Below are 25,390 nucleotides of genomic sequence, written 5' to 3'. Positions count from 1 at the left end.
AATCAATAGGATATAGGAGGAATTTTCAATAGATGGATGCTTTACTGCGAGTGGAAGGCGTACGCGCTTCCGTAGAAGAAAAAGAAATCTTAAAGGGAATCGACCTCGAGGTCGGTAAGGGCGAAGTCCACGTAATTATGGGGCCCAACGGCAGCGGAAAGTCCACCCTGGCAAATGTGATTATGGCAAACCCCGCCTACACCATGACCGAAGGCAAGATCGTCTTCGACGGGGAGGACATTACCGATCTTTCCACCGACAAGCGGGCGCAAAAGGGCCTGTTTTTGAGCTTTCAGACGCCCCACGAAGTGCCGGGCATCAGCGTGGAAAACTTTATTCGCCAGGCCAAGCTCGCCCGGGGCGAAAAGACCTCCATTTTGAAGTTTAAGAAGGCCGTCGACAAAGAAATGAAAATGCTCGATATGAAGCCCGAATACGCAGAGCGCTATTTGAATGTCGGCTTTTCGGGCGGCGAGCGCAAAAAGACCGAGATCCTGCAGCTTTTGATGCTCAATCCCAAGCTGGCGATCTTGGATGAGACCGACTCCGGCCTCGACGTCGACGCGGTGGCCACGGTGAGTCGCGGTCTGAAGGCGTATCTGAACGGTGAAAACTCCGTCATTATCATCACCCACCACCGGGAGATATTAAAAGAGATCGAACCCGATTATGTGCACGTCATCAACGACGGCAGAATCGTAAAAGAGGGCGGCGACGAAATTATCGACCGCATCGAATCCGAAGGGTTCGGCTGGATTAAGGAAGAGGCCCATGCGTAAAAAAAGCGATATTCAAGAAATGGATCGGGGGGTCTACGACGAAAAGAACCCCTTCACGTATAGAAAGAAGACCGAACAGGGACTCAGCGAAGAGATCGTAAGAGAGATCTCGAAGGAAAAGAACGAGCCCGAATGGATGCTCGAAAAGCGGCTGGAGGCCTTGGCGATCTTTAACGAAAAGCAAAATCCCGAATGGGGACCGGATCTTTCCGAGGTGGATATGAACAAGGTCATCACCTATATCCGCCCGGACGCCGACCTCGCCGGCGACTGGAACGACGTGCCCGAGGAGATTCGCGAGACCTTCGACAAGCTGGGCATCCCCGAAGCGGAAAAGGAATCCTTCCTCTCGGGCGTGGGCGCGCAGTACGATTCCGAAGTGGTCTATCACAGCATTCAAAAGCATCTCTCCGATCAGGGCGTGGTCTACACCGACTTCGAAACGGGGCTGAGAGAATACGAAGACATCGTGCGCGCCTATTTCGGCAAGTGCATTTCGCCGAGTCTGCACAAATATGCGGCGCTCCACTATGCGGTTTGGAGCGGCGGGAGCTTCGTCTATGTGCCCGCAGGGGTCGACGTAGACGTGCCGCTGCAGTCCTACTTCCGCCTAAACGCGCCGGGGGCGGGCCAGTTTGAGCATACCCTGATTATTATCGAAGAGGGGGCGAAGTGCCACTTTATCGAGGGCTGCTCCGCGCCCAAATACAATGCGCTCAACATCCACGCCGGGGCGGTCGAGCTCTTTATCAAAGACGGCGGCACCCTGCGCTACTCCACCATCGAAAACTGGTCGAGAAATATGTATAACCTAAACACCAAGCGCGCCATCGTCGGCAAGGACGCCAAGATCCAATGGGTCTCGGGTTCCTTCGGCAGCAAGGTGAGCATGCTCTATCCCACTTCTGTCCTCGCCGGAGACGGCGCCCAGAACGAATACACCGGCATCAGCTTTGCCGGCGCGGGACAAAACATCGACACCGGCGCCCAAGTCATTCACGCCGCCAACCACACCAAGAGTTCCATTCAGTCCAAGTCCATCTCCAAGGGCGGGGGCATCGGAACCTATCGCGGCCTGGTCAAGGTCACCGAAAACGCCGAGGACTCCAAGTCCACGGTATCCTGTGAATCTTTGATGCTCGACAGCGAATCCCGCCAGGACACCATTCCCTCCATCGACATCAACAATCGGGATGTGGACTTCGGCCACGAAGCCAAGATCGGCCGGATCTCCGATGAAGTCATCTTCTACCTGATGACCCGGGGCATCTCCGAAGAAGAGGCGCGGGCGACGGTCGTGCGCGGCTTTGCCGATCCCATCGCCAAGGAACTGCCCCTGGAATATGCCGTGGAAATGAACAATCTCATCTCTTTGGAATTGGAAGGGAGCATCGGCTGATGAAAGCGCACAAGGGAAATATACTGGAATACAAAACCTATCATTATTTGAATGTAAACGAACGCAATATCCCCGCGACCGATGTAAAGGGAAGCACCCCCGCACCGGCGGATGCGGTATTTACGGGGCCCTATGGCGTAAGTGCCGAGCTCCGCGAGCTGCACGAGAGCGCCTCTACGAAATATAAGCGCTTTGAAGCGAAAGAAGACGTGGATTTGGGTATCTTCCGAATGGAAGGAGAAGACGACGCCGTGGTGACCCTGGACTTTATCGTAGAGCCCGGGTGCCATATGACCGGCTACTTCTCCTCGAACAAGACCGGCGGGTACCGCTCGCTCTTGGGGCGCATCCACGTCAAAGAAGGCGCCACCGCCCGCTTGTACTTTGCCAATTTGGACCGCAGCGAAGTGGAAAACTACCTGTCCCTGATCGCCGTGGTGGAAGAAGGCGCAAAACTCGACGCCTTTGTGTTCCATATGGGCGACGGGAACGAAATCTCCAATGTGCGTTGCAATCTCGTGGGCGACGGCGCCTTGGGGAGCGTGCAGTCCATCTTTTTGGGCAAGGGCGCACAGAAATACGATTTCCAATACGATATGATCCACGCGGGGAAAAACACCACCTCGAATCTGATCGTAGACGGCGCCTTGATGGACGAGAGCTACAAAGTCTTTAAGAGTCGGGTAGACTTTTTGGAAGGCTCGGCCGAAAGCCGCGGCAACGAGGAAGAATTTGCCATCCTCCTCGACTCCACCGCCCGCAGCCTGTCGGTGCCGGCGCTGTTGAGCCACGAACACGACGTCGAAGGCAACCACGCCGCCAGTGCGGGGCGGATCGACCAGGAACTGCTCTTTTACTTTATGACCCGCGGCTTTGACGAAAAGACGGCGGAACGCATGATCGTCGACGCGAAATTTGCGCCGGTGATCGACGGCATCGTCTACGAAGAAGAGCGCGAGCGCATCTACCGAGAACTCGACTACAGTATGGGGAGGCGATAGGATGTTACAGCATAGCGAAATTATGGAGATCCGAAAGGATTTCCCCTTTTTAGAACTGTCGACAAAAGACAAACCCTTGGTCTATTTGGACTCCGCGGCCACGACCCAAAAGCCGCGGCAGGTCTTGGATGCCATGAACCGCTACTATAGCTATCAAAACGGCGGGCCCCACAGGGGCGCACACCGCCTGTCTATGGCGGCGACCGAAGTGTACGAAGGCGCGCGGGAGAAGGTTAAGGACTTTATCGGCGCAAAGGACGCAAAAGAGATCGTCTTTACGCGAAACGCCACCGAAGCCTTAAACCTCATCGCCTATAGCTGGGCGCTCGAGAATATCAAAGCGGGCGACGAAATCGTCCTCTCAATCATGGAACACCACGCCAATCTCGTTACCTGGCAATATGTCGCCGAAAAGACCGGTGCCAAGCTCGTCTATCTCTATATCGACGACAAAAAGACGATTCCCTTCTCCGAAGTGGAAGAAAAAATTACGTCAAAGACCAAACTCCTCGCCATTACCCAGAGCTCCAATGTGCTGGGGACCATGCCCGATGTCAAAAAGATGATCGCGCATCTCAGAACCGTGAGCCCCGAGGCGCGCGCGGTGGTCGACGGGGCGCAATCCACGCCCCATATGCCCGTCGACGTGCGGGATTTGGACTGCGACTTTTTCGTATTTAGCGGGCATAAAATGCTCGCCGCTATGGGCGCGGGCGTCCTCTACGGCAAGCTCGATCTCCTAAACACCTTAAAGCCCTATATGTACGGAGGCGACATGATCGAATACGTCTACGAAGACCGGGCGACCTTCCTCGATGCGCCGGCGCGCTTCGAAGCGGGCACCCAGGATGTGGGCGCGGCCTCGAGTTTGCCGGCGGCGATCGAATACCTGGAAAACATCGGCATGGAAAATATCCACGAATACGAGAGCCATCTTTTGGACCACGCCTACGACGAGATGTCGAAGATGGACGACATCGACATCCTCTCCCGGCCGGAGGGGCCGCGGGGCGGGCTGATCACCTTTAACTTTAAGGAAGTGCACCCCCACGATGTGGCGTCGATTCTCGATTCCAAGGGCGTCGCCATTCGCAGCGGCCACCACTGTGCGCAGCCCCTGCACCGCAGTTTCGATCTGTATTTCTCGTGCCGCGCGTCCTTTGCGGTCTACAACACCATGGAAGAAGTCGAATACTTTATCAAGAGCCTCGACGAAGTCAGGAGGGTGATGGGCCTTGGCACTCGATGAAATCTACACCACGCTGATTATGGAAGAATCGCGCAGCGAACACAACAAAAAAGATCTGGACGATCCCGACTACTGCGAACTGGGCCACAACCCCAGTTGCGGCGACGAGATCACTCTGCAGATCAAAATGGACGGCGATATCCTCAAAGACCTGTCCTATACGGGCAGGGGGTGCGCCATCTCTCAGGCGTCCACTTCTATTATGATCGACACCGTGCGCGGCAAGACCAAAGAAAAGGCCTTGGCGCTCGCCGATACCTTTATCGATATGATCAAAGGCGTCTCGCTCTCCGAAGACGAAGAAGAGGAGCTGGAAGATGCCATGGCGTTTCAGGGCGTGGCACAATTGCCCGCTCGGGTTAAGTGCGCCGTCCTCCCGTGGTATACGCTCAAAGGCATATTGGAAAAATAGAACATGTATCTGCATGTTCTATTTTTATCACCTTTTTCGGACAGAGAGCCGAAGGAAAGGCGGTATTTAACAAGAATATATAAAAAAATAGAAAGAAATCGGGGTAAAAACATATTTTTTTCGCTACCCCGTATGATATAATCCAATAGAGATTACGTATATAATTATTCAGAATAATTTCTATAAATTTCACACTGAAGAAGGGGGACATTGTGGATACAAGAGAATTTATGTGGACCTATTGGCGGCTGATTAAAGAGGCATGCGACACCCGGAGTGCGCTGACCGACTATTTTTCCGCTCGCTACTCCCTTACGCAGTTGCAGTTTCTCGTCTTGGGACAGATCGACGCTCTAGAGGATACCTCGATCCGCTCCATCGCCCGATCCCTGCACCGCGATCACGGCAATATCTCGAAGATCTGTACGGTGCTAGAAGAAAAGGGCTTCGTATACCGCGAGCGATCGACGGAGGATTCGCGCATCGTCTATGTCTTTTTGACCGAAAAGGGCGATGGCTATGTGGAGGAGTTTCGCTCCATGCTCGCGCCGCTCTACGACAAGCTCGGCGAGTATCTTACCGACGGCGATCTTCGGTTTTTGCTGAAGTCCATGGAGACCGTCGACGAGCTCTTTAACGAATCCGACCGCCTCCGCGAAGTGCGCGACGAACAGCGGCGCCGGCGCAGAAAAAACCGCTAAGGCGTGTTCGCCTTTCCGTCTCTACATAGACTATTTTTCATTTCAAATTTAAGTCAAACCGGCTCGTTCGACATCTTTTTCGAAAAAAGGGCTTATAATAGACGGGAAAGGAGTCGTTCATGAAGAAATTATTTTCCATATTCCTCGCGTTTTTCCTCCTGCTCCCCGTAACGGTGCGGGCGGAGCGCGCAGAGGGAATTCAGAGCCCCCAGACCCTCGTCGTAGACGGCGAAGTGACGGATCTGAAGGGCTACAACATACACGACAACAACTATTACCGCCTGCGGGATCTCGCGGCGGTTTTTGCGGGAAAGCTCGATTTTTCCCTCGACGGCAACAATCGCGTCATCACCGTAAACACCGAAGAACCCTACCGCTCTTTCCCCGGCGACCGGTCCGGCGGCGCACGGGAGCGGGCGCTCAAAAAAGAGATGCAGCTGATCGTCCTGGGCAAATCTCCCCAAGACCGCATGCAGGCCTGCTACAATATCCACGGCTTTAACTATTTCCGCCTGCGGGATATGGGCGAGATTTTGGGCTTTAGGGTTCGCTACGACAAGGCGAATAACCGCGCTATCGTCGAGACGCCGTCCTACGTTCCCAAGAACGACCCCGCGCCCCAACCCGCACCGGAGGCGGGACGCGTGGTTCTCGGAAACGAGCGGCTGTTGACCGAGTACAAGCACCTTATCGACGGAAAGCGCGTCGGACTGATCACTAACCAGACCGGGGTGGACGCCGAAGGGCGCCCGGTCGCCGAAAAGCTGAAGGCGTATCCCGGTGCACAACTCGTCGCCCTCTATAGCCCCGAGCACGGCCTCGACGGCAAGCAGAAGGCGGGCGCCTATGTGGCGAGCTATTTCGACAAAAATATGAATCTGCCCGTCTACAGTCTCTACGGGCCCACCCGCAAGCCCTCCAAGGAAATGCTCAAGGGCATCGATGTGCTCCTCTACGATATGCAGGACATCGGGAGCCGCACCTATACCTATATCTCCACCCTACAAAACGCCATGGTGGCGGCGAAAGAAAACGGCATTCCCATCGTCGTACTGGATCGCCCCAATCCGCTGGGCGGCGAGATCGTCGAGGGCTTTTTGCGCGAGACGCGCTTTAAGAGCTTTGTGGGGATCGACAAGATGCCCATGGCCCACGGCATGACCGCCGGCGAGTTGGGGCAGTTCTTCAATCGCGAGATCGGCGCCGATCTCACCGTGGTGCCCTTAAAGAACTGGCGCCGCGATATGGTGTGGCAGGACACGGGCCTGCCTTTCGCCCAGACCAGTCCGAATATTCCCAACCTCTCCAGCGCCTTTTTGTATATGGCTACGGGGAGCGGCGAAGAGACCGGTATCGGCCAGGACGAAAAGTTTCACTGGGTCGGCGGAAAAAACATGAACTCCGCCGAATACGCAAGGCGGCTGAACGCGAAGAACCTTCCTGGCGTGCGCTTTGTGGCGGCACCCAAGGGATCCCGCGGCGGCGTACGCGTAGAGGTCACCGATCCCCACAGCTTTAACCCCGCCCGTACGGGCATCTACACCCTGGCGGTGGCCAATCAGATGCGGCCCATCAACGTGCCGACGCTCAAAAAGCCCTACAGTATGTTTTATCTGATTCAGGGCTCCGAGACCATCGCCGAGATGTTCCGCGCCCGAAAGAGTCCCGAGGAGATCGTCGCGGCCTACCAAAGCGATGTGGAGGCATTTCGCGCCGAGCGGGCGCCCTATCTGCTGTATCAATAGCACCCGAAACCGGATTCCCAGCGAATTCGGTTTTTTTGCGCAGATCTTAGGGAGATTTTAGGAATCGCCGCGGGGGTTTTTGGTATAATGGAGGTTCGTGAGGAGGCAGTATGAAAAAGACATCCATCGCAAAGTCTACGGGGCTGATTATCCTATTTTCCCTGATCGGGAAGATGATGGGATTCGGCAGGGAGTCCCTCGTAGCGGCGGTATTCGGCGCGGGATACGAAAAAGACGCCTTTGTGGCGGCACAATCCGCCACGTCCACCGTCAGTATGTACATCGTTATGGGGATCAGTACGGTCTTTATCCCCGGACTCCAATCGGTGTTTTCGGAACAGGGCGAAGAGGGAAAACACCGCTTTACCAACAACATATTTGTGATCGTGAGCTTACTTACCTTGGGCATAATGCTTCTGGGCATCGTCGGGGCGCCGTTTCTCGCCATGTTGGTGGGGCCGCGCTTTGATCCGCGCACCAAGGCGCTGACCATACAGCTCATTCAGCTGGGTATGCCGGTCATCGTCTTTTCCGCCTACGAGGGGATCTTTACCGGCTATCTCCACTTTCACAATCGCTTCGGCATCGCCGCATCGGTCCCCATCTGGCTGAATACGGTCTACCTGGTGTATCTGTTCACCATGTCTTCGCAATTCGGCATCTACGGGCTTACCGTCGTCTCGGTGCTCGCGGTGGTGGCGGAGTTTATCGCCGTCATCTACGGTTCGTACCGCACCGGGTATCGGTTTCGGCCCATACTCGACCTGTCGGATCGGCACACCAAGCAGACGCTTTTGCTGGCGATTCCCGCCATTATCACCGTCAGCGTCAACAATATCAACACCCTGGTCAACCGCGCTCTGGCATCGGGTTTGGTATCGGGTTCTATGAGCCGGCTGGACTACGCCAACAAGCTGAATGTACTGGTGATCGGAATCTTTATCACCGCCATCACCTCGGTCATCTACCCCGCCATGAGCAAGGCATTCGACGAGGGCGATATGGAGAAGGGCAAAAAGATCATGAACGGCTCCGTGCGTTCCGTGCTCCTCATCACCATTCCCGCCATGGCGGGACTGATCGTCCTCGCGCGTCCCATCGTGGAACTCGCCTTTATGCGCGGCGCCTTTACCCCGGCGGATGCGGACGCGACGGCGATCTGCCTGCGCTTTTACACCCTGGCATTGGTCTCGATTTCGGTGAACAATGTGCAGAACCGGGTCTTCTACAGTTTGGAAGATACCAAGACGCCCTTCTATCTCGGGGTCATCAATGTATTGTTTAACGTGGGCTGCAACCTCGTCCTGGTGCGGTTTATGGGGATCAACGGCCTGGCGCTTTCCGTCTCGATCGCCCAGACCGTCGTCACCGGCGTCTCCTTCTATCTCTTGTGGAAGAAGCTCGGCCATATCGGCATGAAAAGCTATGTCAAGATCACCGCAAAGACCGTGATCGCATCGGCGATTATGGGCGTATTCGCCTACTACTTCTACAATTTCGGCGCGGGCTTTATCGGAACGAGCACGAGCCTAAAGCTCTTGTATTTCCTCGTAACCGTCGGCCTCTCCGCGGTACTGTACTTTGTAATCCTCGACTTCTTGGGCCTCAAAGAAGCCAAGGACATCAAAAAGATCGTGCGCATCAAATACTTGCAGCGAAAAGCCGCTTAATACTCTCCGCCTTCGGGCGGAGTTTTTTTGTGGCCACCGGCGCGCCCTTTCGCCGCGGTTAAATCTCCACGAAAAGGGTATAAGTGATGTACAACTGATAAGCAACGGAAGGGAGTATACCAATGGAAAGAAAAGTAACATAAAAAGTTCGCGGTAAGGCGGCCATCGACGGCGCCGGCGTGCATTTGGTACGCGTACTCGGCCCGGGCACCATGGAGGCCTTCGACCCCATTTTGATGCTCGATTCCTTCGACAGCGAAAATCCGGAAGACTATCGGGCGGGCATACGGGCCATCAAAGCGAGTATTTGCCCCTAGACTACTACGACATCCACATTCAAAAGGGGAAATCCCTCACCATCGAAACCGACCCCGCGCGTTCGGTAATGCTCTTTACCCTCTTGGGCGACGCGAAGATCGCCGGTGAAGAGATCCCCGAAAAAACCGCGGTCAAGGTGTCCGAGGGCGATTCGATCACCGTCGAAGGTCTCAGCGACGAGAGCTATATCCTCTTTATGAGCTCCCTCGCCCTCAAAGAGCCCATCGCCTGGGGCGGGCCCATCGTTATGAACACCGACGAAGAGATTCAAGAGGCGTTTTCCGACTTGCGGAGCGGCAACTTTATTCGCCAAAAGGCCGATTACGAAACCGAGACGAAGTAAATCCGGCGCATAGATTTCGCCGAACGGAAACGAGTAGCACTATGTTGGCAAAAGACGCGGCCATCGCACCGGCCGCCATGGAATATTTGAAGAAAAAAGGCATCGACGCCATCTCCGTAGACGTGATCGCTTCCGGCTGCTGCGGCGCCCCGGGCATCCGAAATGCTTCGGTCTCGAAGGGCAAGCCCACGCGGGATGCCAATGTCTACAAAAAGACCACTTTCGACGGCATCGACGTATACTATCCCTATTACACCAATGTCGACGACGGCGTGGTGCGCATCGACGCGGAGCGATTTTTGGGCATCACCACCCTCTATGTCGCCAACGCCGAATCGGAATACTGAAGATACAAAAACCGCCCCTTTGCAAAGGGGCGGTTTTTTAGTGCGGAGATGCGTATACAAAAAGAGCGACGGGAGTCGCTCTTTTGTATGCTCGAAATTACATATTGGAATAGTTGTCGAAATAGCCCTGTACCAGGACGACGGGGGTACCCTTGTCACCGCTTCCCGAGGTGAGGTCGGCCAAAGAGCCCAAGAGGTCGGTGAGGCGCCGGGGGGTGGTGCCCAGGGTTTCGTCCTTGCCCAAGAGATCCTGATCCTTTTCGTGGATCCGTTCGACGATGACCCTTTCCATCTCCTCTTTGGGGAGATCCTTGAGTTCGGTATCGGCGAGGTACTTCATTTTGAGCTCGCTCGGCGTGCCTTCCAGTCCGTCGGTATAGGCGGGGGATACGACCGGGTCGGCCAGTTCCCAAATCTTGCCCACCGGGTCCTTAAAGGCGCCGTCGCCGTAGATCATCACTTCCATATGCACGCCGAAGTGCGCGTTCAGGCGTTTTTGCAACTCTTCTACAAAGGGTATGCCGTCTCTGGGGAAGAGTTTGACCTTTTCTTCACCGGCCATATTGCTGCCCAAAAGGCCGTATTCTTCGTTATAGCCGTGGACGTCGGAGGGATCGGAGAGGATGTCGTCGAGGCCGTAGACGAGGTGGGCGCCGTTGTCTTTCAGCTCGCGCTTGATAAAGTTGCGGCTGTGAATGCTGGCCACGAGGATGTCCTCGGTATAGGAAAGGATGGTGCGGGGATCGTTGGAGAAGTAGATTTCGCTGTCAGGCGCGATTTGTTTATAGAGCTTTACGTAGTCGATGCCCGTAAATTCGTGTTTGACTTCTTCGCCGAAGTGTCGTCTGTATTCTTCTTCGCTCAGCACGTCGGTATAGGGGTTGATCTTGGCGCCGTAGAGCTTGTTGTCGTCCATAAGGTGGTTGCCCACTTCGTCGGAGGGAAAGCTCAACAGAATGTGGAGTTTTCGGCCGCTCTTGGCGAGTCCATTCAGAATCGTAGAGAAACGGTTCCTGGACAGGATCGGAAAGACGACGCCGAAGGGGCCGGGGAATTTGCCGGCCACATCTTCGGCGATTTCGTCGACGGTGGCGTAGTTGCCCTGACATCGGGCGAGCAGGGATTCGGTGACGCAAATGATGTCTTTGTCCCGAACGGGGATGTCTTCGGATTCTACGGCTTTTACCACCGAGTCGAAGACCACCTCTACCAGGTCGTCGCCTTCGCGGACGATGGGCAGGCGTATGCCTCGGGTCGTCGTTCCAATATATCGTTTCATAATCGCAATCTCCTCTTTCGTGTCAATATAAAATCTGCTTCTATTCTACCATAGTTGAAAGAAAGGTGGTATTCTGTATGGTAGAGTCTTACCGCAATCGCGAAATTTTTTTTGAAGGGAAGGGATGCCGTGGAAGGCGCGGTACGCATCAAACGCAAACATTTTTTTAGAGAGCATTGGATCATGATCCTGATCCTACTGCTCCTCCTCTTTGAACGCCTGTATATGCTCTCTCGCCTGGGCCCTACATATTCACTGGAAAGCGACGATTTGAGCTATGTCAAGGCGGGGATTACCCTCTACGAAACCAAGATCCTCACCATGCACGGGGTCGTATCGGCGCAGATTATGCCGGGCATGCCGGCGTTGATCTCGCTCTTTGTGCCCTTTTTCGGCACGGGAGAGAGGCTGTGGCTCGCCCTCAAAGTGCTCTGGTGCATTATGGGCACCTTGGCGCCGTGGTTTTTGTATCTCGCCATTCGGGAATGGGCGCCGAAATACGCGGCGCTATTGCCGACGCTGTTTTTCTTTACCCCCGATTTCGCCTGGCAAGACAATCTGATCTTGTCCGAGACGCCCTTTATGATGCTCACATGCCTCTATCTCTACGGCGTCTTTCGCATGGCGAAGCACAGAGACTGGGGCAGTTTTGTCATCGTCTTTTTGGCGGCGTTTTGCTGTCTGATGCTCAAAGCCCAGGCGATGTTTTACTTTGTGGCGCCGATCCCCTACTTGGCGCTCAAGAAATACCCGTCGACGACGCTGTATTTGCAGAGCTTTATCGGCCTGGTGCTCCTTGCGCTCTTTATCGTGCCCTGGAGCATACGCAATTACTACCACTTTGAGGAATGGATCCCCCTTACATACGGCATCGGCAACCCGCTGCTCTTGGGCACCTATCAGGGCGAGGGCTACCCGCCCGATGAGGCCTTCGACTACAATGCGCAGGTGACCGAGCCGCTTATGGAAAAATACGCCCATCTGGTGGACGACGAGGGAAAAATGAGCGAAAAGCACCTCCGATTCTTCTATATGAAGGGGGACGAGGCGCGGGCGCGGCTGCGCATGGACTATTGGTGGAAGCACGACCGCGATTCCATGCTGCGGAGCTATCTCTTGCTCAAGCCGCAGAAGATGCTCTTCGAGACCTTTTATTGGGACGAAGTGGTGCCCCATACCAAAGACCCCATCATATTCTCGCGAACCGTCGAGTTTTACCTGTCCATGTTCGCCCTCGTGGTGGCGATCGCCTGCCGAAAGTACGTCAAGGAAGTCTTATTTGTCCTCCTCATGTATTGGATCCAGGTCTACATGTACGCCTACGCCTACGTCTTCGACCGCTATGCGCAGACGCTCTTGCCCTATCGGTATATCGCATTGGGACTCGGATTTGCCGCCTTTGTCTACGGAATCGGGCGTATGGTGCGGCGCCGCCGGCTCAAAAAAAGTTTCGGAATTTGAAAATTTCCCCTTGCAATTTCGAGGAAAAGACGATATCATGAAATCAGTAGATGATACAACATATCATTTACCTCCAAAGTCAATCGTCTACCCGATACACTCCTTCCTATATTCTATGTTGTCAAATGTCATGTGTAGACGAAAGGGCGTCTTTTACGCCCCAAAACGCCGCCGGTACAGGGCGGCGTTTTTTGTGCACAAAAAACGGACCCGAAGGTCCGCATTTTTAATTTTTAATAAGCTTTTGCGTAATAGACCATGTGCTTGGCGGGCTTGCCGCAGTGGACGCACACATCGGAAAGTTCTTCCTGCTCCTCTTCGAAGGGGATGCAGCGGATGGTGGCGCCGGTCTTTTCTTTGATTTCGGCCTCGCATTCTGCATCGCCGCACCACATGCCCTTTAAGAATACATTCTGTCCGTCGAGTTTTGCCTGAAAGTCGTCGAAGTTGTCGACGGAAAAGGTCTTTTCTTCCCGGCGGGCCTTGGCGGCTTCGAACATATCTTTTTGGATGGTATCGAGCATATCGCCCACGGCATCGGCGATATTTTCCATGGGGACAAAGCTCTTTTCATTGGTGTCTCTGCGCACAAAGACGACTTGGTTCTTTTCGATGTCCTTGGGGCCGATTTCGATCCGCAACGGAATGCCCTTCAGCTCCCATTGGTTGAACTTCCAACCCGGGCTGTACTGTGCCCGGTCGTCCAGTTTGACGCTGAAGCGGTCTTTCAATGCGTCGAAGAGGTCGGTTGCCTTTTCGTTTACGCCTTCCTTGTGTTGGGCGATGGGGACGATGACCACTTGGGTGGGCGCCACGCGGGGCGGCATCACCATACCGCGGTCGTCGCCGTGGACCATAATCAATCCGCCGATCAGACGGGTGGAGATGCCCCAGCTGGTGGTCCAGGCGGTGGCGAGCTTGCCTTCGCGGTCTTGGAACTGGATGTCGAACATATTGGCGAAGTTTTGACCCAGATTGTGGCTGGTACCCGATTGCAGCGCCTTGCCGTCGTGCATCATGGCCTCTAAGGTGTAGGTCGCATCGGCGCCGGCGAAGCGCTCGCTTTCGCTCTTTAAGCCTAAGATCACGGGAACCGCCATCTCGTCTTCGATGACCTGCCGATAGATTTCGAGCATTCTGAGGGTCTCTTCCTGGGCGTCGTCATAGGTCTCGTGCACCGTATGGCCTTCTTGCCACAAGAACTCGACCGTGCGCAAGAAGGGACGGGTCGTCTTTTCCCAGCGGAATACCGAACACCATTGGTTGATCAAAACCGGCAGGTCGCGGTAGGTCTGTACCCATTTGGAATACATGGTGTTGATCATGGTCTCGGAGGTGGGCCGTGCGATCAGCCGCTCCGCCAATTCTTCGTCGCCGCCGTGGGTGATCCACAGCACTTCGGGCGAAAAGCCTTCGAAGTGGTCGACCTCTTTTTGCAAGAGGGATTCGGGGATCAGCATGGGGAAGTAGGCGTTGGTGTGGCCCGTCGCCTTAAAGCGGGAATCGGCGTGTTCCTTGATCTTTTCCCATACGGCAAATCCATAGGGGCGAATGACCATACAGCCGCGCACCGGTGCGTAGTCCGCCATTTCCGCCTTTAAGACGATGTCGGTATACCATTGGGCGAAGTCGACGTCCCTCGCCGTGATCTCTCTTACAAATTTTTCCTGTGCCATAAATGCCTCCTAGCATGACAATAAAAAAACCGCGGTTTTCCAGGGACGAAAAACCGCGGTACCACCCTAATTTAACTTCAAAAGAAGCTCTCGACATCGTAACGTGATGAACGGCTCGGTTTGCGAGCGACTGCAGAGCGGGATTCCCCGGCTTCCGATCGCCGAATCTTGCAATCGATGAATTCGGCTCCCTGGCATCTTCCGGCGGGTACTTTTCTCTTTCAAAGTCGAAATATAATACAACTCTATTATAACCGCCGCCCTTCGCTTGTCAAGTTTTCCGCGAAGTTTTATGTAAATTTTACGCGGAAGGTGCGAGCAAGGGTTTTCCGCGCCTTGACAGCCTTTCTGTGATTGACTATTATAAAAGAAAACACCCTAGCCGGAAGGGGAGGGTTATAGTTTTTTTATATATTGGTGATCTTTCGAGAGAACCAATTTTTTATTTTATAGGAGGGAATATGGACAAAGACAACGGCTTCGGGCGGATGGCCTTTAACAAGCAGATGATGCGCGAGCGGCTCCCCCACGCCATCTACTACCGGTGGAAAAACGCCATTCGCAACGAAGCGGATTTGGACCGGGAGACGGCGGATGCCATCGCACACGCCATGAAGGAATGGGCGCTGGAGATGGGTGCCACGCACTATTGCCATTGGTTTCAGCCGCTAAACGGACGCACCGCCAAAAAACACGACGCCTTTTTGGATCGCACGGAAAAATACGACACCATCCACCGCTTTTCGGGCAAGGAATTGGTGCGGGGCGAAAGCGACGGCTCGAGCTTTCCCTCCGGCGGCATGCGCAGCACCTTCGAGGCGCGGGGCTACACCTATTGGGACGCGACCGCCAACTCCTTTATTATCGACCGGATCCTCTATATCCCTACGATCTTCGTCTCCTTTAACGGCGAAAAGCTCGACAAAAAGGGGCCGCTATTGGAGTCCATGAAGCTCTTGAGCCAATACGGCTCGCAGGTGGTCAACCTCTTCGAAAAAGAGGAATACACCTATCGCATGAAGCCCAAAGTCGGCCTCGAACAGGAATTTTTCCTCGTGGACGAGGCGCATTTTAATGCCCGCAGCGACTTAAAGAGCATCGGGCGCACCTTGATCGGCGCCGATGCCCCCAAGGGCCAGGAGATGGGCGATCACTATTTGGGCGGCATACCCCGGCGCGTGATGGATTTCTACGAGGACGTCAACCGCAAGCTCTGGGATTTGGGGATCTTCGCCAAGACCGAGCACAACGAGGTGGCGCCCGGGCAGTTCGAAATCGTCGCCCTCTACGAGAATGTAAATATCGCCGTAGACTACAATCAGCTGATTATGAGCATCCTCAAAGAAACCGCCCGCGAACACGGCATGGTCTGCCTGCTGCACGAAAAGCCCTTCTCCGGCGTCAACGGCAGCGGCAAACACAACAACTATTCCCTCACCACCAATTACGGCAAGAACGTCTTCGATCCCGGGGACAATCCCGCCGAAAACCTCACCTTCCTCCTCTTTACCGCCGCCATGATCGAAGCGGTGGACGATTACGCCCCTCTCTTGCGGATCGCCTCTTCCGGCCCTTCGAACGACAATCGGCTGGGCGGGCTCGAAGCGCCGCCGTCGATTATCTCGATGTTTTTGGGCTCCGAGATCGAGGAGATTCTAAAAGACATCGCCCACGAGGAATACCACGCCGACATTCGCCTGCCCAAGGCGTTTAAGATCAATTCCCTCGGGTATGCCCCCACCGACGGGAGCGACCGCAATCGCACCAGTCCCTTCGCCTTTACGGGCAATAAATTCGAATTCCGCATGGTGGGTTCGAGCATTTCCGGCGCCGATGCGAATATCGTCATCAACACCGCCCTGGGTCACAGCCTTCGAAAGATCGCCGATGCCCTCGTGCCCCTGGCAGACGATGCCGAGGCGCTTTCGGAAAAGGCGCGGGAGTTGATCGCAGAGATCGTTTTAAAACACGAGCGCATTCTCTACAACAAAGACAACTATTCCCAGGCGTGGGTAGAAGAGGCGAAGCGGCGCGGGCTTCCCAATTTCGCGAGCTACTTCGACGCGCTGGAAAGCTACAAGCGCCCCGAACTTATGCGGATCTTCGACGAATACGGGGTATTGAGTGAGACGGAGGTGGCCGCGCTCTATGAAATCGGAATCGAGTCGGTGGCAAATCACTACTCCCTCGAGACCCGGGCGCTTTTAACGATGCTTACCAAAGACGTGGAACCCGCCGTTATACGAGAAATTAAAGACCTTTCCGAGGTGGCCGGGCGCATCGAAAACGCGGCGCTCAACCGTCGAATTGAGACCTTTAATTTGCTCCTCGAGGAGCTATTGCTGCGCCACGATGCGCTCAAGGCGTCTTACGAAGAAGCCATGGCGCTTGCGGGCTACGAACAGGCGGCGTATTTTCAGCATGAAATCCTCCCCGCTTTTGGGCACATCCGCAAAATTTGCGACGAATTGGAGTCCATGATCAGCAGAGAAAACTGGAGAATTCCCACTTACGAAGATATATTTACGAAACTGGTATAGGAGGCATTATGACGAAGTACATTTTTGTAACCGGCGGCGTCGTTTCCGGCATCGGCAAGGGCATCAGCGCGGCGAGCATCGGCAGACTGTTAAAGAATCGCGGTTTCAGCGTATTTATGCAGAAATTCGATCCCTATTTGAACATCGACCCCGGGACCATGAGCCCCTACCAGCACGGCGAGGTCTTTGTCACCGCCGACGGTGCCGAGACCGACCTGGACCTGGGCCATTACGAGCGCTTTATCGACGAAGAGCTCACCAAATCCGCCTCGATCACCACGGGAAAAATCTACTCCCGCGTCATTCAAAAGGAACGCCGGGGCGACTACGACGGCGTTACCGTACAGGTCATTCCCCACGTCACCGACGAAATCAAAAGCGCCGTCTACCGCGCCGCCCATGAGACCGAAGCCGATGTCATCATCACCGAAATCGGCGGCACCGTCGGCGATATAGAGGGCCTGCCCTTTATCGAAGCCATTCGCCAAATTCACTCGGAAAACCCGCCCGAAGACGTACTCTACGTCCACACCGTATTGATTCCCGCCATTCCGGGTTCCGACGAACTCAAGACCAAGCCCACCCAACACAGCTATAAACAGCTGATGAGCCAGGGCATTAAGGCGGACATCTTGATTACCCGAAGCGACGGAGAGATCGACGACTCCATTAAGCGCAAACTCTCCCTGTTTTGCGACGTCTCCGAAGAAGACGTCATCGAAAGCCGCCACGTCGACTTGATCTACGAAGTGCCCAATGTCTTCCGGGAACAAAAACTCGACGAGATCATTATGAACCACCTGCATCTCGAACCCAAGGAACAAAACTCCGACGAATGGCGCGAAATGGTCGCCCGCTTCAAAAAGGCGAAAGGCCGCGTCGACATCGCCCTGGTGGGAAAATACATCCAGCTCCACGACGCCTATATCTCCGTATCCCAGGCGCTGTTGGACGCCGGCTACGATATGGGCAAGCGCGTCAACATCCACTATATCGATGCGGAAGAACTCACCGACGAAGAATCCACCTGCACACGGCTTAAAGATATGCACGGCATCCTCGTGCCCGGCGGATTCGGCGAGCGGGGCGTTGAGGGCATGATCCTCGCCTCGAAATTCGCCCGCGAAGCGAACATCCCCTACTTTGGCATCTGCCTCGGCATGCAGATCGCCGTCATCGACATCGCGAGAAACCTCGCGGGCTTAAAGGGCGCCCACTCCACCGAAATCGACGTGGACACCCCCTATCCCGTCATCGACCTGATGGAATCGCAAGTCGGCGTGGAAAACCTGGGGGGCACCCAGCGCCTGGGCAACTACCCCTGCCACTTAGAAGATACGAGCCGCGCCCGCGCCCTTTACGGGACATCGGACATTCGCGAACGCCATCGCCACCGCTACGAGTTCAACAACGCTTTTCGCGGCGAACTCAGAAAGGCGGGTCTGAAAATCGCCGGCACCAACGAAGATTTGGACCTCGTCGAAATCATCGAACTGGACGCACCCGACTACTTCCTCGCCTGTCAATTCCACCCGGAATTCAAATCCCGCCCCAACGCCATCCATCCGCTATTCAAGGGATTTGTAGAGGCCGCGGCCAAAAAGGTACAGCCTTGATCGAAATCTGGGACCTGTTCGACAAAGACAACCGGCCCACCGGCGAGACCGCCATCCGCGGCAAGCGCATCCCCGGCGGGAGTTACCATCGGGTGGTGGAAGGATGGATTCGCACCCCCGACGGCAAATACATCCTCCAGAAGCGGGCGCGCTGTAAGAAAAACTACCCCGGCTTCTGGTCCTGTACCGCCATCGGAAGCGTCATCGCCGGCGAGAGCCCCGAGGACGCCATGATTCGCGAAATGGAAGAGGAAATGGGCATTCGCCTTACAAAAGAAGAGCTGGATTTGGAGCGCATCATCACCGAATTTCCCGCCCATTACTATATCTATCGCATCGAAAAAGACGTCAAAGAAGAAGACATACGGCCCGATCCCGAAGAAGTAGAAGACTTCGTCTTCTTGACGCGCGACGAACTGCGGAGCTGGTCCGAAGAAAATCACATGACCAAACTCTCCTATTACGAGGACTTTTTCAAAAAATGGCCATAAAAAAACAGGGGCAAACCCCTGCTTTTTCGCTCAATAGACCGGCGGCGTATAGAGCCAAATCGACAGACACGGCTCGTCGGCATTGTTGATATACACATGTGGCCAGCTTGCCTCAAAGGAAATGCTGTCGCCGGCGGAGACATGGTAGGAGACTTCGTTGACGACCACCTCGAGGCTGCCCGCGAGGATAAAGCCGAATTCCTCGCCGTCGTGGCTTTTGGGAATCAGACTCTTGGGGTCTTCGGTGGGATCAAAGCGCATCTCGATCAACTGAAAATGCTCATTTTCCGGCGTGAGAATGCGGATCCTGCGCTGCACCTCGGCATAATCGATCATCTTGTGCGAACCGCAGCGAAAGATCAGCGGCTTTTTGCGGGGCGGAATGTCCTCAAAAAACTCGCCCATCGTCGTGTGTAAGGCATCGACAATCCGCAACATCGCATTCACCGAAGGGGAGACCAGATCCCTCTCGATCTGGCTGATCAAACCCGTCGACAGATTCGATGCCTCTGCCAAATCTTTAATGCTCATGCCCAATTCTTTGCGCATGACGCGAATCTTATGGCCGGAAAATTTACCAGACACGCCGCACCCCTTTCGAAAAATACTTACAATATACTAAACATAGTATATCACAAGGGAAAGGCAAAGAGAACGAAAATTCCAATCGGGAAACGAAACGGAACCCCGGGCGGGCTATGGTATAATGAGAGACGAATAGGAGGTTCATCCATGGACAGACAAAAGATTCTGGTCGTCGACTTCGGCGGCCAATACAATCAACTCATCACCCGGCGCGTACGGGAACAAAACGTCTACGCCGAAGTGGTCAGCTATCGCAAAGTGTGGGATGCGATCAAAAAGGAAAAACCCGTCGGACTCATCTTTACCGGCGGCCCCAACAGCGTATACGACGAGACCAGCCCCGGCATCGACCGCGAAATCTTCGAACTGGGCATCCCCATCCTCGGCATCTGCTACGGCATGCAGCTGATCGCCAAAACCCTCGGCGGCATCGTCACCAAATCCGACAAGCGGGAATTCGGAAAGACCAAGACCATGGTGGATCCTTCCAGCAAACTCTTCGAAGGGCTCGAAGTCGAACAAACCACCTGGATGAGCCACATCGACTACGTACAAGAGCTGCCCAAGGGCTTTCGTACCGTGGCGACCACCGATTCCTGCCCCGTGGCCGCCATGGAAAATGCAGAGAAAAACATATACGCCATCCAATTCCACGCCGAGGTGAACCACACCGAAAACGGATATCAGATTATCGATAACTTTTTGAAAAAAGTGTGCGGCGCCCGCGGCGACTGGAACATGGCGGACTACGCCGTATACGCCAAAGAGAGCATTCGCAAAATAGTCGGCAAGAAAAAAGTCGTCCTCGCCCTATCCGGTGGCGTCGACTCCTCCGTCTGCGCCAAACTCCTCGCCGATGCCATCGGCGATCAACTCACCTGTATCTTCGTCGACCATGGCCTTATGCGCAAAGACGAAGGCAAAGAAGTAGAAGCCGCCTTCGCCGACAGCGATATGCACTTTATCCACGTAAACGCCAAAGACCGCTTCCTCGAAAAACTCAAGGGCGTCACCGACCCCGAGCAGAAGCGAAAAATTATCGGCGAAGAATTTATCCGCGTCTTCGAAGAAGAAGGCCGAAAAATCGGCGCCGTCGACTTCCTCGCCCAAGGCACCATCTATCCCGACGTCATCGAAAGCGGCGCGGGCGATGCCGCCGTCATCAAAAGCCACCACAATGTAGGGGGCCTTCCCGCCGTCGTCGACTTTAAGGACCTTATCGAACCCCTCAGAGATCTCTTCAAAGACGAAGTGCGAAAACTCGGCGAGACCTTGGGCCTCGATCCCAAACTCGTGTGGCGACAACCCTTCCCCGGGCCGGGACTCGGCATCCGCGTTATGGGCGAGATCACCGAAGAAAAACTCGACATCCTGCGCGAAGCCGACTACATCTTCCGCGACGAAATCGCCAAAGCCGGCCTCGATCGCGACATCAACCAGTACTTTGCCGTCCTCACCGACAACCGCACCGTCGGCGTTATGGGCGACTTCCGCACCTACGACTACACCCTCGCCCTGCGCGCCGTCACCACTACCGACTTTATGACCGCCGATTGGGCGCGCATCCCCCACGACGTCTTAGACGCCATCAGCGTGCGCATTGTAAACGAAGTGGAACACATCAACCGCATCGTCTACGACATTACCAGCAAGCCCCCGGCAACCATTGAGTGGGAGTAAGGGGAGAGTTCTGTAACAATATAAGAAATCCGGTTTTTTCAATTCCTCTGTGTTATGAAAATGCAGAGGAATTTTTGTATATGCGAATCTAGAGTATGAAGAAACTTTTGATTTTAAGAATAAGAAATGTCCGTAAAGATGCGGTAAGATGGTAGAAAAGCCGGTTAGATAGAAAAAATAAGTTTGTTTATACCAAGGAGAAAGTATGAAGATTTATACGCGAGAACCCCATACACACAACCGTTTTTCTCTCCACGACGCGGGGATTTTGGTCTTTGTGCGGGACGGCGACGATTTGGTGCTCGAGACAGATTCGGGTTTTGTGGATGTGGTGCGCGATGAGATGGTGAAGGGGCGCATTCGCATTTGCAACGTTTGGTTTTCGGATTCGTATGTCCATGTTTTGCACTACCGGGATGTGCTGTGTGGCAATGTGGGCAGTTTTACGGGAAAGAAGATGACGCTTGCGGATTTTGTCGTCGATTTTTCGAAGCATCGGAGCCGGATGGATGTGATGGGAGAATACGACGGGGACCAAACGCTGGTGCTGACGGGTTTTGTGACAACGGGGGAGCGGATTGCGGAGGTGCTGATGGAGATCGATTATACGGGCGATTTTTTGTACGAGATAGAAGAATAAGAGAAAACTTTGCCCCGAGGCGTTTGTCCCCGGGGTTTTTGTATGCGCGGATTCTCGAATCTATTCTATTCTTTACATATTCCTTACCGCAATTTATCTCCCCTCGGTCGTGGCTCTGCTATTCTCTTTATAAAGGAAAACTGTCGCGTTTTTTCGGGAGGTGTTTGTGTGAAGAAGTGGCTCGGTCTGATGATTTTGTGCCTGTCGATGGTGCTCGTCGCCTGTGGCAGCGATGCGGGCGAGGAGTCTGCGCCCGATTCCGGCGCCTTTGTGTCGTCGGGTTCGGGAGAGGTGATTCGCATTGTGGCGGGCTCGGAGATGAAGGAGCTGGAGCCGGTGCTCGAAGCCTACGCAAAGGATTCTGGGCAGAAGATCGAGATGGACTACGCCGGATCGTTGGAGATTTCGCAGATGCTCGAATCGAACGAGGTGTCGTACGATGCGGTATGGCCGGCGTCGTCGATTTGGCTCGATCTGGGCGATACGCACCGCCTGTTGAAGCACGCGGAGACGACGTCGATTACGCCGGTGATTTTCGGCATTCGGCAGACGCTCGCCGAGGAACTGGGTTTTGTCGGCAGGGACGATGTCTCTCTGGATGAGATTATGGCGGCGATCGAATCGGGGAAGCTCTCGTTTTGTATGACTTCGGCGACGCAATCCAATTCGGGCGCGTCGGCATATTTGGGATTTTTGACGGCGCTTTCGGGAAATCCCGAAGGGGGTTTGACGTCGGAGAATTTGGCGGATGCAGCGCTTCGAGAAAAGATTGTGCGCCTGCTTTCGGGGGTGGACCGCTCGTCGGGCTCGTCGAATTGGCTGGTGGATCTGTTCTTAAAGGGCGATTACGATGCGATGGTAAATTACGAGACGCTGATTATTCAGGCAAATAAAAAGCTCGAGGCCGAGGGGAAGGAGCCGCTGTATGCGGTGTATCCCAAAGACGGCATCTCGATTTCCGATTCGCCCCTCGCCTATGTGGACGCGGGCGACGATAAGAAGGAGGAAGCTTTTTTGAAGCTGCAGGCCTATCTCTTATCGGAGGAGGGGCAGTCGGCGATCGAAAAAACCGGCAAGAGATCGGCCTACGGCAATGTGAGCGAAGCCAATCGGGGCGTGTTTCGCACCGAGTGGGGGATTCGCGCCGATAAGCTGCTTTCGCCCATTCGCCTGCCCAAGGCGGAGGTGATTCGCCAGGCGCTGGATTTGTACCAGACGTCGTTTAAGAAACCCGCGTTTACGGTGTATGTGCTCGACTATTCCGGCTCGATGTACGGCGAGCGGATGGATGCGATGGTATCGGCCTTGGAACAGGTGCTCTTACCGGACAATGCCCGCGCGCATATGTTGATGGGCACGGAGCGCGATCATACGGTATTGCTTCCCTTTCACAGTGAGGTGCACGCGCCTGCCGAGGCGGACGGCGCCGATACGAGCGAGCTGTATGCGGTGGCGAAGCGCACGGAAATCGGCGGCGGTACCGCGATGTACGAAGCGGTAGATGCGGCGCTCGATCTGTTGGCGGCGCGGGAGGATCTGTCGAATTATGTGGTATCGGTGGTGGTGCTTACCGACGGGCAGGCGAACGGGTCGATGCAGCCGAAAGAATTTGCCAAACGGTATCAGGCGCGGGGCATGGATGTGCCGATTTTTTCGATCCAATTCGGCGGCGCGGATCCGGGCGAACTGGAATATTTGGCGGATCTGTCCAACGCGCGTGTATTCGACGGCAGGGACGATTTGATCCGCGCCTTTAAGACGGCCAAGGGCTATAACTAGAAAGGAAACACTATGGACACCAAGCGATCCGATCTGGCGGCGGGGGCGGCCGGGGCGGTGCTCTTTCTCATCACCTATTTGCTCCTGAAATGGCATCTTGTCGTAGCGCTTTTGCTGGCGGGGCTGACCTATGCCGGCGTGCGGTTGTCGATGACGTCTGCGCCTAAGATCGGGAAGACCTCCCTAGAGGGGTTCGACCAAGCGGCGCGGTTGGAGTCGATCTATGCCAGGGCGGTGGAGGATGTGAAGGCGCTCGATACGGCGACGAAGGCGACGGAGGATGCGGCGCTTGTGCCCAAGGCAGAACACCTTTTGGAATCGGCGACCGCGATCCTTCGGTATCTCGAGAAGAACCCCAAGGCGATCTCGCCGTCGGAGCACTTTTTGGAGTACTATTTGGGCTCGGCAAACCGCATTTTGGGAAATTATGCCAAGCTCGAAGGCGCCGGCGTTTCGGCCGAAAAGATGGCGACGCTCCGCACCGATACCTTGGCTTCGCTGGACCACTTACAGACGATTTTCGGCCGCCAATTGGACGGCTATTATCGCGATGCCATTGTGGAACTCGAGGTCGAGTCGGATTTATTGGATAAAACCGTAAAGCTGGGGGGAGATTTATGAAAAAGAGATGGATCGGCCTGGGGCTTCTCGCCCTGGTGGTGCTGGTGGCGGTGGGGTATTCCGCGTTTATCGGCACGAAGCCCGCTCGCGCGACGCTCAGCGGCCTCTTGGGCGGCGAGAAGATCGGCCTGTTCGAAGACGAAGCCTTTCGCGAGCTTTTGGAGAAGGAGCACGGCCTGCGGATGGACTATCGCAAGGCGGGCTCGCTCGCGATGGTGCAGGGCGATTCCGGCGATCGGGATTATCTCTTTCCGTCGAGTCAGCTGGCGCTCGAGATTTATAAGGAGCGGGGCGGAAGCTACGAGGACCAGGACATCGTGTTCAATACGCCCATCGTTCTGTACTCGCGCCGGGCGGTGGTGGACGCGCTGATGGCGCAAAATCTCGCCTCCGAATCGGACGGGGTTTATTATGTGGATATGAAGGCCCTCGCCGAAAAGATCGCCGCGGGGACCTCCTGGGCGGATCTGGGCATGCCGACGCTTTACGGCAATGTATTCGTCGATACCACCGACCCCAACCAGTCGAATTCGGGCAATATGTTTTTGGGGCTTTTGGCGTCGAGCCTATACGGCGGGCCGCTGCGGGGCGAGGCGGCGCAGTCGGTCGTGGAGCCGGTGCGAAAGATCTACAACGAGATCGGCTATATGCAGAGCTCCTCCTCCGATATGTTCAGCCAGTTTATGAAGCAGGGGATGGGGGCCTACCCCATGATCGCGGGGTATGAGAACCAGATTTTGGAGTTTTCTCGCACCGATCCCGACATTTACGAGCGGATCAAAGACGATATTATCATCCTCTATCCTTCGCCCACCGTTTGGTCGAGCCATGTATATATTGCGCTCACCGAAGAGGGAAAGCGGGGTCTCGATGCGCTAAAAACCGAAGAAGTACAAGACATCGCCTGGAAGCGCCACGGTTTTCGGACTATGGCGGCGGGCAGCGCCGACAAAAAGCAGTTTGACGTGCCCGGTATTGCCACGCAGATCGACCGCGTAATGCCCATGCCCGACAAAAAGGCCATGGATATTTTGATGAAAGGGATACAATAAGGAGAA

Annotated in this window: 23 protein-coding genes; 20 read left to right on the top strand and 3 right to left on the bottom strand. The window is 55.0% G+C overall.

The annotated features are described in order from the left end of the window. Positions 1 to 32 precede the first annotated feature (32 nt). The 11 genes from sufC (at position 33) to EL294_RS07710 (ending at position 9,964) form a co-directional block, all read left to right on the top strand. Entirely contained in the window at positions 33 to 779 is a 747-nt protein-coding gene (gene sufC, locus EL294_RS07755; protein ID WP_126466258.1) for a Fe-S cluster assembly ATPase SufC, read from the top strand. Beyond that, complete coding sequence (gene sufB / locus EL294_RS07750) at positions 772 to 2,178, top strand: Fe-S cluster assembly protein SufB (RefSeq protein WP_126466257.1); 1,407 nt, start codon at positions 772 to 774, stop codon at positions 2,176 to 2,178. Before sufC ends, sufB begins: the two co-directional genes overlap by 8 nt. Beyond that, on the top strand, positions 2,178 to 3,179 hold the full coding sequence (locus EL294_RS07745) for a SufB/SufD family protein (protein WP_126466256.1): 1,002 nt from the start codon (positions 2,178 to 2,180) through the stop codon (positions 3,177 to 3,179). Before sufB ends, EL294_RS07745 begins: the two co-directional genes overlap by 1 nt. Before the next feature lies 1 nt (position 3,180). Beyond that, positions 3,181 to 4,428 (top strand): SufS family cysteine desulfurase, encoded by a 1,248-nt coding sequence (locus EL294_RS07740; RefSeq protein WP_126466255.1) that lies wholly within the window; start codon positions 3,181 to 3,183, stop codon positions 4,426 to 4,428. Beyond that, entirely contained in the window at positions 4,415 to 4,840 is a 426-nt protein-coding gene (gene sufU, locus EL294_RS07735; RefSeq protein ID WP_126466254.1) for a Fe-S cluster assembly sulfur transfer protein SufU, read from the top strand. Before EL294_RS07740 ends, sufU begins: the two co-directional genes overlap by 14 nt. Before the next feature lie 212 nt (positions 4,841 to 5,052). After that, a complete protein-coding gene (locus EL294_RS07730) occupies positions 5,053 to 5,541 on the top strand; it encodes a MarR family winged helix-turn-helix transcriptional regulator (protein WP_126466253.1) in 489 nt (162 codons plus the stop codon). 119 nt (positions 5,542 to 5,660) lie between these two features. Further along, positions 5,661 to 7,286, top strand: a complete 1,626-nt coding sequence (locus EL294_RS07725) for a DUF1343 domain-containing protein (protein ID WP_126466252.1) — start codon at positions 5,661 to 5,663, stop codon at positions 7,284 to 7,286. 110 nt (positions 7,287 to 7,396) lie between these two features. Further along, complete coding sequence (gene murJ, locus EL294_RS07720) at positions 7,397 to 8,956, top strand: murein biosynthesis integral membrane protein MurJ (protein ID WP_126466251.1); 1,560 nt, start codon at positions 7,397 to 7,399, stop codon at positions 8,954 to 8,956. Between the two features lie 179 nt (positions 8,957 to 9,135). Then, a complete protein-coding gene (locus EL294_RS08070) occupies positions 9,136 to 9,273 on the top strand; it encodes a cupin domain-containing protein (RefSeq protein ID WP_232006476.1) in 138 nt (45 codons plus the stop codon). Then, complete coding sequence (locus tag EL294_RS07715) at positions 9,264 to 9,617, top strand: pirin-like C-terminal cupin domain-containing protein (protein WP_232006475.1); 354 nt, start codon at positions 9,264 to 9,266, stop codon at positions 9,615 to 9,617. The genes EL294_RS08070 and EL294_RS07715 overlap by 10 nt, the downstream gene beginning before the upstream one ends. Positions 9,618 to 9,658: 41 nt before the next feature. Beyond that, entirely contained in the window at positions 9,659 to 9,964 is a 306-nt protein-coding gene (locus EL294_RS07710; RefSeq protein WP_126466250.1) for a CC/Se motif family (seleno)protein, read from the top strand. Positions 9,965 to 10,061: 97 nt separating this feature from the next. On the opposite strand, the gene EL294_RS07705 is transcribed toward EL294_RS07710, so the two are convergent. Beyond that, entirely contained in the window at positions 10,062 to 11,243 is a 1,182-nt protein-coding gene (locus EL294_RS07705) for a coenzyme F420-0:L-glutamate ligase (RefSeq protein ID WP_126466249.1), read from the bottom strand. Positions 11,244 to 11,426: 183 nt separating this feature from the next. Between EL294_RS07705 and EL294_RS07700 the strand changes: the two genes are divergently transcribed. Beyond that, on the top strand, positions 11,427 to 12,704 hold the full coding sequence (locus tag EL294_RS07700; protein WP_126466248.1) for an ArnT family glycosyltransferase: 1,278 nt from the start codon (positions 11,427 to 11,429) through the stop codon (positions 12,702 to 12,704). 233 nt (positions 12,705 to 12,937) lie between these two features. Here the strand turns inward: EL294_RS07700 and proS are convergent, their stop codons facing one another. Then, positions 12,938 to 14,380, bottom strand: coding sequence for a proline--tRNA ligase (gene proS / locus EL294_RS07695; RefSeq protein ID WP_126466247.1), 1,443 nt, complete (start codon positions 14,378 to 14,380; stop codon positions 12,938 to 12,940). 461 nt (positions 14,381 to 14,841) lie between these two features. Here proS and EL294_RS07690 point away from each other — a divergent pair, with 461 nt between their 5' ends. Genes EL294_RS07690 through EL294_RS07680 form a run of 3 tightly spaced genes read left to right on the top strand, consistent with a single transcriptional unit; the run spans position 14,842 to position 19,027 of the window. Further along, positions 14,842 to 16,920: a glutamine synthetase III domain-containing protein gene (locus EL294_RS07690; protein ID WP_126466246.1), complete on the top strand. Its 2,079-nt coding sequence runs from the start codon at positions 14,842 to 14,844 to the stop codon at positions 16,918 to 16,920. Between the two features lie 8 nt (positions 16,921 to 16,928). Further along, on the top strand, positions 16,929 to 18,536 hold the full coding sequence (pyrG, locus tag EL294_RS07685; RefSeq protein WP_126466245.1) for a CTP synthase: 1,608 nt from the start codon (positions 16,929 to 16,931) through the stop codon (positions 18,534 to 18,536). Beyond that, positions 18,533 to 19,027, top strand: a complete 495-nt coding sequence (locus EL294_RS07680; RefSeq protein WP_164715273.1) for an NUDIX hydrolase — start codon at positions 18,533 to 18,535, stop codon at positions 19,025 to 19,027. The genes pyrG and EL294_RS07680 overlap by 4 nt, the downstream gene beginning before the upstream one ends. A 30-nt stretch (positions 19,028 to 19,057) precedes the next feature. Here EL294_RS07680 and EL294_RS07675 read toward each other — a convergent pair whose 3' ends face one another. Beyond that, positions 19,058 to 19,612, bottom strand: a complete 555-nt coding sequence (locus tag EL294_RS07675) for a helix-turn-helix domain-containing protein (RefSeq protein WP_126466243.1) — start codon at positions 19,610 to 19,612, stop codon at positions 19,058 to 19,060. A gap of 147 nt (positions 19,613 to 19,759) precedes the next feature. Between EL294_RS07675 and guaA the strand changes: the two genes are divergently transcribed. The 5 genes from guaA (at position 19,760) to EL294_RS07650 (ending at position 25,384) form a co-directional block, all read left to right on the top strand. Beyond that, positions 19,760 to 21,292 (top strand): glutamine-hydrolyzing GMP synthase, encoded by a 1,533-nt coding sequence (gene guaA / locus EL294_RS07670; RefSeq protein WP_126466242.1) that lies wholly within the window; start codon positions 19,760 to 19,762, stop codon positions 21,290 to 21,292. A 205-nt stretch (positions 21,293 to 21,497) separates the two neighbouring features. Then, the gene (locus EL294_RS07665; RefSeq protein ID WP_126466241.1) at positions 21,498 to 21,932 is read left to right on the top strand and encodes a hypothetical protein; all 435 of its coding nucleotides are present in this window, start codon (positions 21,498 to 21,500) and stop codon (positions 21,930 to 21,932) included. A gap of 168 nt (positions 21,933 to 22,100) precedes the next feature. Further along, positions 22,101 to 23,711: a substrate-binding and vWA domain-containing protein gene (locus tag EL294_RS07660; protein WP_232006474.1), complete on the top strand. Its 1,611-nt coding sequence runs from the start codon at positions 22,101 to 22,103 to the stop codon at positions 23,709 to 23,711. Between the two features lie 12 nt (positions 23,712 to 23,723). Continuing rightward, positions 23,724 to 24,332 (top strand): 5-bromo-4-chloroindolyl phosphate hydrolysis family protein, encoded by a 609-nt coding sequence (locus EL294_RS07655; RefSeq protein WP_126466240.1) that lies wholly within the window; start codon positions 23,724 to 23,726, stop codon positions 24,330 to 24,332. Beyond that, positions 24,329 to 25,384, top strand: coding sequence for a hypothetical protein (locus EL294_RS07650; protein WP_126466239.1), 1,056 nt, complete (start codon positions 24,329 to 24,331; stop codon positions 25,382 to 25,384). The genes EL294_RS07655 and EL294_RS07650 overlap by 4 nt, the downstream gene beginning before the upstream one ends. Positions 25,385 to 25,390 lie beyond the last annotated feature (6 nt).

Source organism: Aedoeadaptatus ivorii (assembly GCF_900638585.1).
In the GTDB taxonomy this organism is placed as follows: Bacteria; Bacillota; Clostridia; order Tissierellales; family Peptoniphilaceae; genus Aedoeadaptatus; species Aedoeadaptatus ivorii.
The sequence above is the reverse complement of the archived record's forward strand: the minus strand, read 5'-3'. Positions and strand labels throughout refer to the sequence as shown.